18 protein-coding genes are annotated in these 17,705 nt (G+C 45.4%); 2 read left to right on the top strand and 16 right to left on the bottom strand.

All coding sequences use genetic code 11. The features are described 5' to 3' along the window. Nucleotides 1-8: 8 nt before the first annotated feature. Genes D1151_RS01585 through D1151_RS01610 form a run of 6 tightly spaced genes read right to left on the bottom strand, consistent with a single transcriptional unit; the run spans nucleotide 9 to nucleotide 6,679 of the window. Nucleotides 9-566, bottom strand: coding sequence for a peptidylprolyl isomerase (locus D1151_RS01585; RefSeq protein WP_161907693.1), 558 nt, complete (start codon nucleotides 564-566; stop codon nucleotides 9-11). Beyond that, nucleotides 563-1,177: a TetR/AcrR family transcriptional regulator gene (locus D1151_RS01590; RefSeq protein ID WP_161907694.1), complete on the bottom strand. Its 615-nt coding sequence runs from the start codon at nucleotides 1,175-1,177 to the stop codon at nucleotides 563-565. Before D1151_RS01590 ends, D1151_RS01585 begins: the two co-directional genes overlap by 4 nt. 12 nt (nucleotides 1,178-1,189) lie before the next feature. Next, complete coding sequence (gene proC, locus D1151_RS01595) at nucleotides 1,190-1,981, bottom strand: pyrroline-5-carboxylate reductase (RefSeq protein WP_160201501.1); 792 nt, start codon at nucleotides 1,979-1,981, stop codon at nucleotides 1,190-1,192. A gap of 18 nt (nucleotides 1,982-1,999) precedes the next feature. Continuing rightward, nucleotides 2,000-3,382, bottom strand: coding sequence for an aminopeptidase (locus D1151_RS01600; protein ID WP_161907695.1), 1,383 nt, complete (start codon nucleotides 3,380-3,382; stop codon nucleotides 2,000-2,002). A gap of 11 nt (nucleotides 3,383-3,393) precedes the next feature. Next, nucleotides 3,394-5,769: a trans-4-hydroxy-L-proline dehydratase gene (hypD, locus tag D1151_RS01605; protein ID WP_161907696.1), complete on the bottom strand. Its 2,376-nt coding sequence runs from the start codon at nucleotides 5,767-5,769 to the stop codon at nucleotides 3,394-3,396. Between the two features lie 4 nt (nucleotides 5,770-5,773). Continuing rightward, complete coding sequence (locus tag D1151_RS01610; RefSeq protein ID WP_161907697.1) at nucleotides 5,774-6,679, bottom strand: glycyl-radical enzyme activating protein; 906 nt, start codon at nucleotides 6,677-6,679, stop codon at nucleotides 5,774-5,776. Between the two features lie 234 nt (nucleotides 6,680-6,913). Between D1151_RS01610 and D1151_RS01615 the strand changes: the two genes are divergently transcribed. Further along, nucleotides 6,914-7,576 (top strand): GntR family transcriptional regulator, encoded by a 663-nt coding sequence (locus tag D1151_RS01615; protein WP_161907698.1) that lies wholly within the window; start codon nucleotides 6,914-6,916, stop codon nucleotides 7,574-7,576. Between the two features lie 154 nt (nucleotides 7,577-7,730). On the opposite strand, the gene D1151_RS01620 is transcribed toward D1151_RS01615, so the two are convergent. Then, on the bottom strand, nucleotides 7,731-8,315 hold the full coding sequence (locus tag D1151_RS01620) for a PhzF family phenazine biosynthesis protein (protein ID WP_334296733.1): 585 nt from the start codon (nucleotides 8,313-8,315) through the stop codon (nucleotides 7,731-7,733). Nucleotides 8,316-8,628: 313 nt separating this feature from the next. Here D1151_RS01620 and D1151_RS01625 point away from each other — a divergent pair, with 313 nt between their 5' ends. Then, the gene (locus D1151_RS01625; RefSeq protein WP_161907699.1) at nucleotides 8,629-9,306 is read left to right on the top strand and encodes a GntR family transcriptional regulator; all 678 of its coding nucleotides are present in this window, start codon (nucleotides 8,629-8,631) and stop codon (nucleotides 9,304-9,306) included. 56 nt (nucleotides 9,307-9,362) lie between these two features. On the opposite strand, the gene D1151_RS01630 is transcribed toward D1151_RS01625, so the two are convergent. The 9 genes from D1151_RS01630 to rsxC form a co-directional block, all read right to left on the bottom strand. Beyond that, entirely contained in the window at nucleotides 9,363-9,950 is a 588-nt protein-coding gene (locus D1151_RS01630) for an FMN-binding protein (protein WP_161907700.1), read from the bottom strand. A gap of 10 nt (nucleotides 9,951-9,960) precedes the next feature. Further along, nucleotides 9,961-10,989 (bottom strand): FAD:protein FMN transferase, encoded by a 1,029-nt coding sequence (locus tag D1151_RS01635; protein ID WP_161907701.1) that lies wholly within the window; start codon nucleotides 10,987-10,989, stop codon nucleotides 9,961-9,963. A gap of 76 nt (nucleotides 10,990-11,065) precedes the next feature. Beyond that, a complete protein-coding gene (locus D1151_RS01640) occupies nucleotides 11,066-12,049 on the bottom strand; it encodes a hypothetical protein (RefSeq protein WP_161907702.1) in 984 nt (327 codons plus the stop codon). A 100-nt stretch (nucleotides 12,050-12,149) separates the two neighbouring features. Then, entirely contained in the window at nucleotides 12,150-12,950 is an 801-nt protein-coding gene (locus tag D1151_RS01645) for an RnfABCDGE type electron transport complex subunit B (RefSeq protein WP_161907703.1), read from the bottom strand. Nucleotides 12,951-12,964: 14 nt separating this feature from the next. Beyond that, nucleotides 12,965-13,543 (bottom strand): electron transport complex protein RnfA, encoded by a 579-nt coding sequence (locus D1151_RS01650; protein WP_161907704.1) that lies wholly within the window; start codon nucleotides 13,541-13,543, stop codon nucleotides 12,965-12,967. Further along, a complete protein-coding gene (gene rsxE, locus D1151_RS01655) occupies nucleotides 13,536-14,216 on the bottom strand; it encodes an electron transport complex subunit RsxE (RefSeq protein ID WP_161907705.1) in 681 nt (226 codons plus the stop codon). Before rsxE ends, D1151_RS01650 begins: the two co-directional genes overlap by 8 nt. A 5-nt stretch (nucleotides 14,217-14,221) precedes the next feature. Next, on the bottom strand, nucleotides 14,222-15,313 hold the full coding sequence (locus D1151_RS01660; RefSeq protein ID WP_161907706.1) for an RnfABCDGE type electron transport complex subunit G: 1,092 nt from the start codon (nucleotides 15,311-15,313) through the stop codon (nucleotides 14,222-14,224). Continuing rightward, nucleotides 15,310-16,254 (bottom strand): RnfABCDGE type electron transport complex subunit D, encoded by a 945-nt coding sequence (locus D1151_RS01665; protein ID WP_161907707.1) that lies wholly within the window; start codon nucleotides 16,252-16,254, stop codon nucleotides 15,310-15,312. The genes D1151_RS01660 and D1151_RS01665 overlap by 4 nt, the downstream gene beginning before the upstream one ends. Before the next feature lie 16 nt (nucleotides 16,255-16,270). Beyond that, complete coding sequence (gene rsxC / locus D1151_RS01670) at nucleotides 16,271-17,593, bottom strand: electron transport complex subunit RsxC (RefSeq protein WP_161907708.1); 1,323 nt, start codon at nucleotides 17,591-17,593, stop codon at nucleotides 16,271-16,273. Between the last annotated feature and the right edge of the window lie 112 nt (nucleotides 17,594-17,705).

Here is a 17,705-nt window from a genome sequence, read left to right on the forward strand (position 1 = left end):
CCGTGTAACTACAGTATAAACGATGACGTAACGTTAGAGTCAAGGGATTTTTCTATATTCACTCGTTGCATATAAACCGGCGTCTTGGGCACGTTGATCTCCACGCCATCATCATTAGGCACAGAAATGAGTGGCAGATTCGTGATGCGCTCCACTACGTCCCAGCCGGAAATCACTTTGCCAAAGGCAGCAAAATTTCCGGAAAGCCGCTTGCCTGCCCCATCGGACAGTACAATGTAAAACTCACTGCCTGATGCGATTTTTCCATCGCCGCTCATGGCTACTGTTCCCTTTTCAAAGGGTACGCGGTTGACAAATCCATTCAGCGCGCACTCTGCGACTAGTTCCACATCGCAGCGTGAATCATCAAAATGGGTATAGCTGGGCTGCAAAACAAAGTCCGGCACAATGCGGCGAATCTGCCTGCCGTCATAAAGCCCTGCCTTTGCCATGCGAATAAAGGAAGCGACCGTCTCCGGCGCTTCCCTTTCATATAATCGGATTACTACACTGCCCAGCTGCGTATTATCCATTGCAAATTCTATCACTGCAGTGGAATCATTCATGCCTTGTTTTCCTTTCTCTGAAAAAATCCAAGCAGCAGCGGCATCATTTCCCTGCTGTATTCCGAAAGGGAATACGCGCCGCCCGTGAGACACCAGTCTGTTACAATGGCTCGCTCCGTCATCACATAAGCACGCACCAGCTGGCTGACCGTTTTATCTCTGGTAAGTTCCCCTCTGCGCTGTCCTTCCTCGATGATTCTGGTAATCAGGCGAAAGTACACACGATTGGTATCCAGAAGATGACGATATCCCTTGCCCTGCAGCTGCTCCGCATACATCGAAGCAATCAGATCCGGCGAAGTCATATCTTCTATCATAGCGTGGATTTCACCGTTGAGAAAAAGCAGTTTCTGAAAGCTGTCCATTTCCGGTTTCAGCTCTTTTTCCAGCTCCGTGTATTTCTCATCCAGAATATCAGACCAGGTCGCAAGCAGATCACCTTTGCTCCGGAAATAATAGTAAAAAGAGCCCTTGGCAATCCCTGCTTCCTCCAGAATATTGTCCAGGGTCGTATCTTCATATCCTTTCTCCCGGAACAATTTCCACGCGGCGTCGATAATGCGGCTTTTCATGTCCGTCCTTTTCATGTCCGTCCAAGTTTCACGATTCATCAGAAAACCGCCTTACATGCTCGCTGCTTTATCCATACATGCCTGCATACACTCGATCAAAGCGCTGCGAAATCCTCTTTCCTCCAGCACACGCACCGCCTCTATCGTCGTACCTGCCGGCGAGCAAACCATATCCTTCAGTTCGCCCGGATGTTTTCCCAGTTCGGTTACCATAGCAGCGCTGCCCTGTACTGCCTTTGCCGCAAACTTATACGCCTGCGGTCTTGGCATGCCGCCCATGACTGCCGCGTCCGCCATGGCTTCGATCATCATAAATACATAGGCAGGGGAACTGCCGCTGACGGCAACTACCGCATCCATCACGTTCTCAGCAATAATCTCATAGTCTCCAAAACCGCCTAAAATTCTGCTGGCAGTTTCCTTGTCTTCTTCTGTAACAAATGTATTGCAGCACATTGCCGTCATGCCGCAGCCTACCATAGCTGGCGTGTTCGGCATAGTTCTGATAATGCGCACGTCTTTGCCAAACTGGTCAGAAAGCCACTGCAGCGTTTTTCCCGGTGCAATAGTGATGATTAACTGTTCGCTGACTGCATCTGTGATCTCCGCAATTACGGACTGGTAGTATTGCGGTTTTACCGCTAAAACCACTATATCGACAGCTTTGACAAGCGCCACGTTGTCCGGTGCAGTCTGAATCCCGAACTGGCTGACGGCTTTTTCTATAGCAGCCGGCAGTGCATCTGTTCCATAAATATCTGTCGGTGCAAAGACCTTTTCCTTAATGATACCGCCCATAATTGCGGAAGCCATATTTCCGCATCCGATAAATCCTATCTTCATAGTCAAACCCTCTTCTCTTTACTGTAATTTTTCAAAGAATACACGGCAGGCAAGGCACGCCTCGTACAAGTCGCTTTTCAGCATAAATTCGTAAGGCGAATGCGCACCCAGCACGCAAATTGCCGCATCAAAGCTCTCCATACCCATGTTAGAATAATCCACTGCAATAGTACCAAAACCGCCAAACTTTTCGATGCCTGCAAACGGCTGCCAGATGATATCGTTGTCATTGAATATCTTTCGAACCTGCCCCAAAAATTCTGCGCTGGCTTCACTGGTGTCCATTTTTCCATAACGGCTGGCATATTTAATCACCTGCAAACCATGTCCCAAAAGGGAACCGCTATACGGCTCACAAACCTCTGGATAATTCGGGTCATTACCGCAGACCGCTTCCAGCGACATCACTTTGCTGCCCAGCTGAATTTTGTTCAGTGCAATTCCATCTCCGCTGCAGCCGGTCTTTTCAGCCAGCAGACGCAGGAAGTAGTCGGTAACTCTGGAGTGAGAACCGGAGCGACCTGAAAATCCCGTTTCTTCTTTGTCTACAAAGATAGCGACAGCCGTCCGTTCTGGCGCCTCGCACGCCAAAATACCATGAAGCTGCGCATATACTGCCGCCCGATCGTCAAAACCGTAGCCGCACAGCGCGCTGCTGTCAAGACCGATATCTCTGGTCCTGCCTGCCGGTACGATTTCGATTTCCGCACTGATAAAGTCTTCTTCTATCATACCATACTTTTCGTAAAGATACTGCAAAATATTTTCTTTTACGGCGTTTGCCATATCTCCTTCCGCAGGGGTTGCGCCCAGGAACACATTCATCTGCTCATGGTTATAGGCTTCTTCCTGCTTTCTCTGCCCCTGCTCCACAGAATAGTGCAGCGACATATCGGTGATAAAGAGAGCCGGTTCGTCTTCCGACGCACCCTCTGCAATTTCTATGACAGAACCGTCTTTGCGCACCACGGTGCCGTACATGGACAGAGGCGTGCTGGTCCATTTCTCCAGCTTGGAAAGGCTGTACATGCAGGTCTTTCCGTAAGCAAAACCATCTTTTTCAAAGATTGGCAGAATCTTAAAGTCAAGACGTGTACAGTCAGTATGAGCTGCCACAATGTTTGCGCCCTCCGTTAGCGGCTTCTTTCCGACCACAGTCAAATAGAGCAGCTTTCCGTTATCGTTATAGTACACCTTGTCGCCGGCGTTCACGCTGTCCTTTCTCGTGATATCAACAAAGCCTTTCGCCTCTGCCCGTCTGACCGCCTCCGCCACACAGAGGCGTTCTGTCTTGGACGCGTCGTTAAACGCCTTAAAATCTGCTGCCGTTTCCATAATACTGTTTTTCTTTTCTGCGGAAGCATTCTTCCAAATATTGGTACGCTTATAGTTCAGTTCCATCTTTTTTCCTCCTAGTTAAAATCCTGTTCGGTTCTCATGATGATTTCATCCTGCAGCGCTTTGGACAGGTTGCGGAAATAGTCGCTGTAGCCCGCCACGCGCACGATCAAATCCTTGTTTTCCTCCGGATGTTTCTGCGCCTCAATCAACGTATCTCTGCCCACCACGTTAAACTGGATGTGGTGACCATCCATGGCAAAATAGGATCGAATCAGGTTTGCCATCTGTTCCAGACCCGTATCTCCTTCCACGGTTTTCGGCGTAAATTTCTGGTTGAGCAGGGTGCCGCCTGTGGTCAGATGATCCATCTTTGCCGCCGATTTGATGACGCTGGTCGGTCCGTAAATGTCCGCCCCTTTTTCCGGTGAAATCCCCTCGGATACCGGCATGTGGGCGTGTCTGCCGTTGGCGCTTGCCAGCATCACCTCGCCGAAATAAACGTGACAGGTAGTCGGCAGCATATCGATGCGGAAATGTCCGCCCTTAGTATTCGGTCTTCCCGTTACGGAATCTCTGAAATAGGAGAAAACTTTTTTCATGATGTCGTCCGCGTAATCGTCGTCATTGCCGTATTTCGGGCTGGCATCGTGTACCCAGTGATAGATCTCGTCGTGACCTGCGAAATCGTCTGCCAGCGCTTCCATCAGCTGCTTCATATCAAAACGCTTTTCATCGTAAACGTTGTATTTAATCGCGGACAGACAGTCGGTAATGGTGCCGATGCCGACCCCCTGAATATAGCTGGTATTGTATCTGGCGCCTCCTGCATTGTAATCCATGCCTTTTGCGATACAGTCGTTGGTAATGGAGGAAAGAAGGGGTACCGGCATGTTCTTCGCGTAAATCTGCTCTATCACATTGGTGCCTCTCACCTTGATGTCCAGGAAGTATTCCACCTGCGCGAAGTATGCTTTTTCTAACTCCTCATAGCTGTGATAATCTGTAGCCTCGCCGGTCTTCAGTCCCAGCTGCTTTCCGCCTACCGGGTCAAAGCCATTGTGCAGAGTGATTTCCAAAATCTTCGGCAGGTTGAAGTACCCGTTCAAAATATATGCTTCGTTTCCGAACGCGCCGGTTTCTACGCAGCCGCTGGTGCCGCCAAGGCGAGCATCCGCAATGGATTTTCCTGCATTGACCAGTTCCATGACGATGGCTTCTGTATTATAAAATGCCGGCTGTCCCCATCCCTGTCTGGAAATCTCACAGGCTCTTTTCAGGAATTTTTTCGGCGTTTTTCTGCTGATCTGCACGTTGGAGCTAGGCTGTAGCAGACGCATGTCGTCCATACAGTCTAAGATCAGATAGCTGACCTCGTTGACGCCGTTTTCCCCGTCCGGCGTGATCCCGCCGGTATTGATGTTTACAAAGTCCGTATAGGTGCTGCTTTCTTTCAAGGTGATGCCTACCTTCGGCGGCGCCGGCTGGTTGTTGAATTTTACCCACAGGCACTCCAAAAGTTCCAGCGCTTTTTCTCTGTCCAGGACGCCGTCTTCGGTGTCTTTTCTATAAAATGGAATCAAATGTTGATCCAGTCTGCCCGGTGAAAACGCATCCCAGTTGTTCAGTTCGCCAGTCACGCAGATATGTACAAACCAGTACATCTGAATCGCCTGCCAAAAGGTTTTCGGCGCATGCTCCGGTACTACCCTGCAGTTTTCGGAAATCTGCTGAAGCTCCGCCTTGCGTTTTTCGTCAGTTTCCTGTTCCGCAAGCTCGCCTGCATAGCTTGCATATCTTGCGCCCAGTGCGATAATGCCCTCGCACGCCAGCTTCATACCTTTCAGTTCGTGTTCCTTTGCCAGTGCCTGCGGGTCGTTATAATAATCGATGTTTTTTAGCTCTGTTTCAATTCTTTCAATACGCTCTGCAAATCCTTCCACGTAAATCCGATTGCCACAAACGGTATGTCCCGGACCTCTCTGCTCCATGAACTCTGTAAAAATCCCTGCTTCATAAGCATCTTTCCATTCCTGGCTCATATGGTCTAAAATTTTCTTCCTGATGGTGCGATTCTGCCAGTAAGGGATAATCTCCGCTTCCTGCAGTGCAAATCCCGCCTCATCGACAGAAAAATTGATTAAATCCCTGTCGTTCATCACGTGCATGTCTTCCATACTGTGACAGCAAAGTTCTGGAAAGGTCGGCGCACCTTGGGGCGACGCACCTTTTTCTCCCACAATCAATTCCCCTTCGCCGATGTAAAGGGTCTTTTTCTCACAGTAATCCTTCAGCGCCTGTCCCCGCAGCTCCGGTACGGAAAGCACTCCCTCAAACTGCTTATAGGTTTCCGTCATAATCTTCGCGCGCTCCATGTCGATGTAAGGCTGAGTGGTTACGCTCTTTTCCCGCAGCTTCTGCACTCTCTCATTCATGCCTCTTTGTTCCATCTTCTTATCCTCCAATCTTTACGTTCTGAAATCCCATTTGCTGTAATATGTTCTGATAATCCGACAATTCGCCATCTGTCGGCGGCGCAAATACATCTTCGTAGGTTTCACCCAGCTGCCGGTATTTATCTTTGCCGTGATCATGATACGGAATTAAATTGATTTGTGCCGGCGCTATGTGATTCTCTCTGAGCCAGCGTCCAACAGATTCTATATCTTCTGACGAACTGTTGACCGGCTTTGCCAGAGGCAGCCTGAGCCAGATCTTAGCACCTGTTTTTGACAGCTTCTGCAGATTTTCTAAAATCAGATTATTGTCCACGCCTGTATAATGCTGGTGTTTTTCCAAATCTAACGCTTTTAAATCATATAAAAAAGTATCTATATAAGGTAAAATTTCTTCAAATTTCTCCCATGAACAAAAACCACAGGTGTCAATATTGACTGAAATGCCCCTATCGTAAAGCGCCTGCACCAGGTTCTTCAAATAGCCCGTCTCAACCCCCATAACTTCACCGCCGGAAAGGGTTACGCCTCCGTCAGATTCCTCATAAAAAATCTGATCTGCTTCCAGCATTTTTACCAGCTTCGCAGCTTCATAGCTGCGCCCTACTCTTTCAAGCGCCTGATGCTTGCAAGAGTCTACACATTTGCCGCATTTTCTGCAAAGATTCATATCTACAGATATCCCATCTTCCTGCATTTGAATCGCACCAATTCCGCAGGTCTTGATACAGCCGCCGCAAGAGACACACCGCTCTTGAAAGATGCGAATCTGTCTGTCCGGATTCTGCGTTTCCGGGTTGTGACACCACTTGCATTTCAATGGACACCCCTTGAAAAATACTGTGGTTCTGATGCCCGCTCCGTCATGAATGCAATATTTCTGAATATTGGTTATGTATGTCATCAATCATTTCCTTTATTTTATTGAACTTCGGTTTGTACTATAGTCTAATTATATCACTAGTTCTATTTTCCAGTCAACAGTTCTTGCAAATCGTTCGCAATATTTTGTACTGTACTCAAATATTTTTGATTAAAATTGTAATATTTTGCAATATATTATCTCTTTTTATTTATCTCTTGAATTTTCTTCAAAATTTTGCTAAAATATAAATAGATTGTTTTAGGAGGATTCATCATGGCAAACAGTACTACATTATCCGAGCATATTTACGATGAACTTTATCATGATATTACTGACCAGAGACTGGTCTGCGGTCAAAAGCTTACGCTAAAAATGCTAAAAGAGCGATTCAATGTAAGTCATACCCCGATTAGAGAAGCGCTGACCCGGCTTTCTGAAAATGGGCTGGTTACCTACTATTCCAACTGCGGCGTTACCGTAAGGCAATTTACCGAAAGTGATATTCGCCAAATTTTCCAGCTGATTGGGGAACTTGATGCATTGGCAATCCAGTTTTGTAAAAATTCCTTCTCCGAAGCTCCCCTTGTCTTTGAGCTGGAGCAGATTATCAAGAAAGGCAATGCCCTTCTTGCTGATAACAAGATAAATGAATGGAAAGATTACTCTGAGGAGTTCCACATTGCCTTTTACCGGCATGCACAGAATGAGTATCTTAACGATGCAGCCAAGAGACTGCGCTCCCAGGTCGAGGTACTGTCCTGCTTATATTATCAGCCAGTCAATGTGGACGAAATCAACCTCCGCCACGGTGAAATTTTCCAGTATATCAGTATAGGTGATTTTGACAGCGCAGCAAACCTCATGCGCAAGCATCTCCAGTTCGATATGGTCTATGCTCTGAATGCTTATCAGGAATATCAAAAAAAGAATAATTAAAAGCAAAAGCTGTCTTGCCTATAAAATGCAAGACAGCTTTTTAAATTGATGAGATTATCTGTCTACGTTAAGTTCTGCGACAGAATAAAGTGCTGCTTTTCCTGCCAGCTTTACGCGATCTGCGTCAAGTCTGCAGTACAGGGTACCTCCTCTTTTAGACGCTTGATATGCGATTAGTTCTTTTTTTCCCCAAGACCTCTGCCCAGTATGGTATGATATGGCAGTGCCCAGAACCACAAACTGGGTCTTCCGACACATTTAGTTTCGGCGCAAAGGTGCGAGACACGCAGTCCACATCGTTTCCCGGTGCAGTTACCTGCAACAGTAAACCATCCAGAGCTTTTAGCTTTTCCTGATTCGGCGCAAGGCTTTCTATAATCCCAACATCATCAAATACGCAAAGAAGGTCGCGTCCCATATAGGCCGCCTTCGGTCTTGCACCTATTGCCGCTATCATTTCTTCTGTCACCGCTACCGGCTGCAGATTATAAGCGGGAAAATCCATCTCGTAAAGATCGCCGGCTTTCACCACTGTCAGCTTGCCGCTCAAGGTATGAAATATAATCTGCTCTGCACCCCTTTCATATTCCTGCATTAAAACAAAAGCTGTCGCCAGGGTAGCATGTCCACAAAGGTCAATTTCTCCACCCGGTGTAAACCACCGCAAATGGTATCCGTCTCCCTCCTTCACTGCAAAAGCCGTTTCGAACAAATTATTTTCTATTGTAATATCCATCATCAGTTCATCTGATATCCACTGTTCTAAAATACAGATCGCGGCAGGATTACCCCAAATACGCGATCCGTAAAAGCGTCAACCACATATTGCTTTATCATGTTGAACTCCTCCTTGCCAAAGTTGTCATCATTATAGCATAAAAGCACTGATTTTAAAATCAATTCTTCATAAGACGGTTTATTGCGTTCTTATTTCTGCACAAATTTTTCTTTACTATTTTGCAAAATTTATCTTTATATTATAAACAATTTGCATTTTTCTATGTAATATGGTAAAATACAGATATTCTTTTATTGATTTTGAGAGGACTTCAATGAGCAATAAAACTACTTTATCCGAACAGATTTATCAGGAACTTTTCCACGATATCACAACACAAAAACTCATATTTGGGCAGAAACTGACCCTGCACGATTTGAAGAACCGTTTTCAGGTCAGTCAGACACCGGTTCGAGAGGCCTTAACCAGACTGATCGACGATGGTCTAGTTAACTACTATTCCAATTTAGGTGTTGCAGTAACAGAATTCACTGAATCGGATATCCAGAAACTTTACCAATGTATCAGCGAACTTGACGCACTTGCCATCCTTTTCTGCAAAAATTCCTTCACTACAGCACCTCTTATTTATGAACTTGAAAAAATCATGGAAGCTGGAGATAAATACCTGGCAGAAGGTAACATTGATCAGTGGCGGCATTATTCCGATGATGTACATACCGTGTTTTACCGCCATGCCCAAAATCATTACCTAGATGAAGCCGCTAAAAAAGTACGTGCTAAGATTTACTTCTTCTCTAATATGTACTATTATGACGATCCTGTTCATGTAGAAAACATTCATATGGGGCACCGCGAGATTTTAGAGAATATCAAGCTAGGAGATTTTGATGAAGCTGCTAATATCATGCGGCTGCACCTGCAATACAACATGGTATACGCACTCAACGCCTACAAAGAAGCTCCAAAAGCAAAGGATACATTTAAATAACCGCACGCATATTAAAAGACCTGGCAATGATTTGTCAGGTCTTTTGAACTCAATATTTATTCGGCAGCAGATACAGCATAGTTCGCAAGCACAAATTCCTGTGCGCGGTTTACACCGTCCACCACCGCCTTGGAAGAAATGGTTGCTTTGGAAATTGCATCAATTGGAGAACCCTGTGCAGTTTCGCCTGCAATCACAACCGGCAGATATCTTCCTGTAAACTGACCTTTAAAAGCGTCTGTTGCGATTTTTTCGCCCAGATACTCAGTTTCCTTCTGGCGCAACACATCAATGCCAAGTACTAGCGTGCCATCCGCAGAAATAGTGACAGCCAGTTCAATCGGCTCTTCAGCATTGTAGCCTACTGTAGTTCCCTTTACAACGTAGCCTACCAAAGCACCAGCTGTATCGTACGCTTCTTCCACTGCAGTTACGTTATAGTCTGCTGCATTGGTGCCTGCGATATCAATATCCTGTGTGGAGGCAATGGTAAAGTCCACTTCCACAGGTTCTGTATATTTCTTATTTGCACTGCCATAAATCGCCTCTGAACCAAAAATCACTGCCGCAGAAACTGCAATCATGACAACCAGCGAAATCACCCAGCTGGTAGATTTCGGATTAAAATGTGCACTCTGTTTCATACTATTCCTCCTATTTTATATATTGCTCAAAACCTGCGCTATAGGTCTTTTTATAGTCTTTATCCACCCAAACGGCTTCCACATCGTCCATGGAATCCACAAGACTGCGTCCCTCCTCAATTGACATATTGAAAAGAGTTGTGGACAAGGCATCGCCCAGCGCAGAATCCTTGCAAAGCACCGAAACGCTTGCCATATATTCCGCCGGCATTAGAGTCTTCGGATTGATAATGTGGCAGTATTTCTTTCCATCAACGATATAATATCTCTGATAATCTCCGCTAGTTACTACTGAAAGCTCTGTGATTGCAAGACTCTCAAGGTTTTCCTTGCTGTCAGGGTCAGGACTTTCTATCCCGATGTTCCAAAGTGTCTTCCCATCGTCATTCTTGTAACCGAAGGTTACTACATTTCCTCCGATACTGATTGCCGCCGAGGGCCAGAGATTTTCTTTTGCGTAAGCTGAGGCCTCTCTGACCGCAAATCCCTTTGCTACAGCACCTACATCTAAACGCAGATTTGGATCCTTAAAATAAACAGTACGTTTTTCTTTATCAATGATTAAGTCGTCAAAGTCTGTATGTTCTGCCGCCTGCTTCAACTCCTGCATATCCGGAAGATACGCTTTTTCGGGGTTGTTTACAGAATAGGTTCTGCTGTCATGCCAGAGAGAAAGTACTGTGCCAAAGCAAATGTTGGTCTGTCCATTGCTCATATCGTAAACTTCCCGGCAATATTCCAGAAGATCAATAATCCTTTGATCGACCTCTACCGGTTCGTCTTTTGCACGCTGATTGATGACAGCAAGATTCACCATACCATCGTAAGTATTGTAAATATCATACAGCTTATTATATTCTTCCAGCATTTGATGAAAGGTTTCTAAATGGGCATCAAAGTCCTCCTGGCTATTATCGTAAGCAATCACCGTCGAGGCCGTATCAAAGACGTCGATAAAACTTGAGGAAAACCTCTCCGTCTTACCGCCTTCGGAATTCCCACACCCGGTGCATACCATCATCAAAGCTATGAATAGCAATAAAATTTTTTTCTTCATAGTTACTATGGAAAAGAGAGCAAAGAAGCCCTTGCTCTCTTTTAAACTCCGTCAGTAATTATTTTGCCATTGCCTCTACGATTGTAGCAGCGATAGCAGAAACTACGATTGTGCAGCCAGCCAGAAGGTCTTCGTCTGTAGGGTATCCTTCACCGTCAACATCGGCATTGATTTCGTCTGCAGTTTTGCCTACTGCCCACTTTTCATAAGCAGCAGCCTGTTCGTACCATTCTTTTTCGATTGGGGAAGCGCCCTTCATGTTATAGTCTTCCTTCAATTCTTTCTTAGTCATATAGTTTCCGGCTTCAACTTTGAACTTGCCGCCGTCTAATGTGCATTTAGCCTGAGAAGCGTCGATGAGGCAGGAAGTGATTTTGCCGTCAGCGTCTACAGTTACAGCTGCATAAGCCGCGTCATACTGCAGATTTTCATCGTTGCTCTGATAGGATTTCTCAGCTGTAACAGCCAGCTTCAGAGTATCATCTGCAGAAGCGCCTAAATCCTGTGCGTTGTTGATAGCGTTAGTGATTGCTGTTACGATGTCGCTCAGCCAAATTGTACAGCCGGCAGTCAAATCTTCGTCAGTCGGATATCCATCATCACCGATAGCAGCGGCTACTTCGTCAGCAGATTTGCCCTTTGCCCATTCTTCTAAAGCAGCAATCTGTTCATACCACTCTTTTTCGATTGGGGAAGCGCCTTTCATGTTGTAGTCGTCTCTCTTGTCCAATTTGGATCTCAGGTCTGCAACTGTGCCGTCATCAGTTCCAAGGTCCGGCTTAATCTGCATTTCGTCAACTTTCAGGCTAACGATTTTGCCGTCAGCATCAACCAGAACAGCAGCAACTACAGAATCAATCGTCAATGTTTCATCTTCAACATCTGCGATAGAGCTTACTACTGCATAACCAGTCTTTGCTCCTGCCGCATTTGCGTCGCCGCCGGCATTGTCACCGCCATCATCAGAGCTGCCGCAAGCAGCAAAGGAAAATACCATAGCGAGTGCTAATGCAGAAATTAATAATTTTTTCATCTTCAGCATAGTTTCTCTCCTAATTTTCTTTTCATATTTTAGTATTAGCGTATAGTTATATTATATCGAACAATCTCTTGATTGTCAATATTTTATCAAAGATTCATGATTACTCAAACACTTTAATAATCCTTCTCGGGCACTTCTCCGCACATGCACCACAATGCGTACATTTGCTGTAATCGATTCTTGCAATGTTATTTTCCATTACAATTGCATCTGACGGGCAGTTCTTTGCGCAAAGCCCGCAGCCGATACATCCTGCTTTGCAAGCGTTCATTACCTCTTTACCCTTGGCAAGAGATACACACTGCACCCTGTGAGTTGAAGCAGCCGGTACCAATTCAATTAAGTCGTGCGGACAAACTTTGATACACTTTCCGCAGGCAATACAAAGCGCTTCGTCTACAACGGCTTTCTTATCGATAATACGGATTGCTCTCTCCGGACAAACCTTTGCGCAGGAACCATAGCCCAAACAGCCATATTTGCAGGCATACGGGCTGGAACCCGGCATTTTAGCCGCATAAGCACAGCTTTCGATACCGATGTACTGATAATCCACCTGTTTCATGTCGCTGGTTCCGTTACATCTGACATAAGCAACCATTTTCTCCATGTCGCCTACTTCCTGCCCCATAATCCTTGCGATTTCCTCTGCAACGGACTTACCACCTACAGGGCATGCTGTCACTGGAGCGCTGCCCTCTGCAATGGCTTTTGCAAGAGCGTCACAGCCCGCGTAACCACAGCCACCACAGTTACTGCCAGGCAGCACTTCACGAACTGCCACCTCAAGTTCATTGACTTCTACGTGGAACACTTTTTCAGCAATACTGAGCGCAATACCGATGATTGCACTAATCACACACAGAGAAACGACTGCGATTACAATTTCACTCATATTCATATCTGGTTCCTCCTCTATGCTAACATACCGAATCCGTAAAATGCGATAGACATCAGGCAAGCTGTCATTAATACAGCTGGTGTTCCCCTGAAGGAATCAGGGAAATCATTAGTCTCGCTCTTTTCTCTCACACCCGCCATGATAATGATAGCAATACCAAAGCCGACAGCAGTTCCAATTCCGGATACAACACTTGTGATGAAGTCATTTCCTGCCTGCACGTTGGTCAGCGCTGTACCAAGTACCGCACAGTTGGTCGTAATCAGAGGCAGGAATACACCTAAGCTCTGATAAAGTGGTGGAATCGCTTTCTTCAGGAATAGCTCTACAAGCTGCACCAGAAAAGCGATTACCATAATGAACACGATAGTTCTCAGGTAAGTCAAATCAAACCTTACCAGCAAGTAATCGTAGAGCAGGCTGGACACTGCGGAAGCAATAGTGATAACAAAGATTACTGCACCGCTCATACCAGCTGCTGTTTTTACATTCTTAGATACGCCCAGAAATGGACAGATTCCTAAAAACTGACTCAATACAACATTGTTAATCAGCGCTGTTGTAAGAAGTACTAAAAATAAGCTGTTACTCATTTGCTTCTACCTCCTTACATACAGCCGGGCACTGCTTGCAGTTGCCGCTGCAGCCACCTTCATCCTTGACATGACGGTTAGCCCCTTTCAATTTTAGCTTGTTCTGAATCATACAGAGTATGGACAGTACGAAGAACGCACCTGGCGCCATGACGAAAATAGAAATCGGTTCATAGCTTTCTGGCATAATCTGTATGTTGAAAATAGTTCCATTGCCAATCAGTTCTCTCACCATGCCGATAACGGTAAGACCCAGGGTAAATCCAAGACCTATGCCTACACCATCAAAGATAGAAAGGAATGGACCATATTTGGACGCATAAGTCTCTGCTCTCCCTAAAATGATACAGTTTACTACAATCAGAGGAATAAAGATTCCGAGACTTTCATAAAGGAATGTCATATATGCATGCATCAAAAGTTCCACAATCGTTACAAATGATGCAATAATAATGATATAAACCGGTACTCTGACACCGTTCGGAATCACCTTTCGCAAAAGCGAAATAATGAGATTCGACATAATCAGTACCGCCATGGTTGCGATACCCATACCGAAACCGTTGCTGGCACTGGTAGTTACTGCAAGAGTCGGACACATGCCGAGCATGAGCACAAAGGTTGGATTTTCCTTGATGACGCCGTTATATAATCTTTCTAATACTGCTTTCATCTATCTCACGCTCCTTTCAGTTCATTATTGTAGTACTCAATTGCACCGTTTACTGCGGTCAATACAGCATCCGTTGTAATTGTCGCACCAGCAATCATGTCAATTTCATTGTTTTCCTGCTTTGCGCCAGAAGAAACATGGGAAACAGTCGCTGCCTTCATACCGATAAACTGCGCTGCAAACTCATCGCTGGTACACTGTCCGCCAAGGGTCTTTGTCTCGTTACAAATCAGCGTGGAAAATCCTTTGATGATTCCATCTTTTCCAATTCCCAGTGCAATCTGCAAATCTCCATCATAACCATTATGTGCAGTTACGATAACGACATATCCTTCGCCCTTTGCGTCTTTGACCTCGTTGACAGTATAGTCTTCACCGCCGACTTCACTGAATTCAATGTCGGTCAATTCTTCCGGAGCAATGCCCGGGAATGCTTTTGCCATCGGATCTGCTTCCTCTGTCGGCGCAAGCCCGCCACCAAAGTTAGCTTGGTAGAATGCGATTGCTGCATTGGCTGCATCGGTTACAGCACCTGTCGTAATTGTTGCACCGCCAATAGCATCGATTTCATTGTCAGCAGAAGCGCCGGTCTTGCTATATGCGAGCTGTTCTGCTTTTTTTCCTTTAAATTGCTCTGTAAAAGCAGGTTCTGTACACTTGGAGCCAAGTCCTGCAGTTTCCGAATGAGATACTACATTAAATCCTGTCAATGTGCCATCAGAAGTAATTCCGACTGCGATCTGAATATTACCGCCGTATCCACTGGGGGAAGTCGCTGCGATAACATAACCCTTTGGTGTCGCACTGGAATCTGTCGGGTCGATTACTGCTAAAACATCATTAATAAAGCAGCCGTCGTATCCTGCTCCAGCCAGCATTTCTGCTGAGCCTTCAAGAAGCGCATCTGTGTTATCAATCTGAGCAAAACCCTTTGCCTCTGGATACACAACTTTGTAAACTTCTGCTCTGGCGTTGATTTCTGCCTGATCAATCGGACCTTTGGTAACCTGATAGACAACCGATAATGCCAGAATCGCTATAAAAGTAACAACTACTAATACTAATGTATTGGCAACCGTTGCTGTTTTCTTTTTCATGCTTTGCTTCCTCCTTTCGCCTTTTCACTGCCGAAAGGCTTTGGAATTGTAATATTCTCAATCAGCGGAACAAGAAGGTTGCAGATAATAATCGCATAGGACACACCTTCTGCGGAAGAGCCTACGGTTCTAAACAGAGCTGTGAACAGTCCCAGAAGAATGCCATAAAGCAATTGTCCCTTCGGCGTAATCGGGCTAGTCGCATAATCTGTCGCCATAAAGAATGCTCCCACGAGAAGACCGCCGGAGAGAACCTGTGCCAGCAGATAATTCATACTGATGTCACCGCCGTTAATCAAATTAATCAGCAGAATAAATGCTGCCGTTGACAGTATATAAGTAAGGGGAATTCTCACAGAAATCACTTTCTTTACAACCAGATAAATACCTCCCGCAAAAATCGCCAGCGCGGATACCTCTCCAATACATCCGCCGTGGAAGCCTAAAAACAATGCCAGCAAATCAGGCAGCTCTCCGGCCTTCATTGCTGCAAGCGGAGTTGCAGAGGAAACACCGTCCATAGTAAAATCTGTCATTCTTCCTGAAAATGAAATTAACAGAAAACATCTTGCTGCCAACGCTGGATTCATAAAGTTCTGACCCAGACCGCCAAACAGCATTTTTACTGCAACGATAGCAAAGAGACCTCCCAGTACTGGCATCCACCATATTGCTGTAGCCGGCAGATTGATTGCGAGAATCAATCCTGTCACTACTGCACTGCCATCAAAAACACTCACCGGTTTCTTGACTGCCAAATCAAATAAAAACTCTCCAATTACGCAGGTCACTACTGAAATAATAATTACCTGCAGAGCACCTATTCCGAAATGATACACGCCAAAGGCGAGAATCGGAAGAAGTGCAATGATTACATCCCGCATAATAGATTGGGTCGTACTTTGCTCCCTCACATGAGGAGACACTGAAACATTATACATAAAACACCTCTACTTCTTAACCAATGATACGCATTTCACGCACTTTTGCCTTGCCTAGCTTAAACATCTGCGTGAGTGGAATCTTTGCTGGGCAGCCATAAGTACAGCAACCGCACTCCATACATTCCATACCACCTAAACGGTCGAACTTCTCATAATTCTCTGCCTTAATTTCTTTTGCGAGCATTTGCGGAACCAAATCACTTGGACAAACGCCTACACATCTGCCACAATGGATACATGCGGACTGGGCAAGTGCAGCTACATCGTCCTGATTGAATACAAGAATGGCAGAGGAGGTTTTCACCACAGGAACATCCAAAGTGCTAAGTGCTGCCCCCATCATAGGTCCTCCGGCAATAAATTTCACTGCGTCCTCTCTCGCACCCCCGGCAGCTTCCAGTACTTCACTGAAAGACATCCCCAGCGGAACATCTAAATTACAAGGCGTATTTACACCCTCACCTGTAATTGTCATAATCCTGTGAATCAGCGGCATATTCTGATATACTGCTTCATAAATTGCAAAGCAGGTAGCTGCATTGACAACCAAACATCCTTTGTCTGCCGGCAGCATTTTAGAATTGATTTTTCTTCCTGTCACGGCATAAATCAGCTGTCTTTCGCCACCCTGCGGATATTTGGTCTTCAAAGAAACGACAGAGATTCTCTCTTCGCCTGCAGCCTTTTCCTGAAGCAGCGCAATCGCCTGCGGCTTATTGTCCTCTATTCCGATTACTGCTTTTGCTTTGTCAAAAAGTTTCAGGATAGCTTTAATGCCCAGAATCATTTCATTACTTTTTTCCAGCATTAAACGATAATCTGCCGTCAAATATGGCTCACACTCTGCGCCATTGATAATAATGGTGTCGATATCCTGCGGATTCTTCGGAGAAAGCTTCACTCCGCTAGGAAAACCTGCACCGCCTAGACCGACAATACCAGCTTCTGTAATCGCGTCAATAATTGCTTCTGCTGACATGCTGTCCAAATCACGGCTCTCACCATAACCATCTACGGTTTCATTCACATTATCGTTTTCGATTATAATGCAGTCTGTCTTTTCTCCGTTTACAACAGTTCGCTTTTCAATGGACTTTACCGTTCCTGACACTGCGCTGTAAATTGAAGCAGAAATATACCCGTCAGATTCTGCAATCATTTGTCCTCTTAGTACACGTTCACCCGGTGAAACAATTGCTTTCGCCGGCGCTCCAATATGCTGCAGCAAAGGATATACCATGGTATTTGTCGCAGAGACAGAAGTGATAGGACTATCTTTGGATAGCTCCTTCCCTTCATACGGATGAGCTCCTTTTTTTGCCTTATTTTGACTCATTCAATCACGCTCCTCTTATTAAATAGGCAGTTTTATATCTTATTCTAGCATAGTACTTTAGTACTAGCAACGATTTTGTTAATTTCTTGACAAATTTTCCTAATATATGTAT

The sequence above is a fragment of the Emergencia sp. 1XD21-10 genome, assembly GCF_009936045.1.
Lineage (GTDB): Bacteria > Bacillota > Clostridia > Peptostreptococcales > Anaerovoracaceae > Senimuribacter > Senimuribacter intestinalis.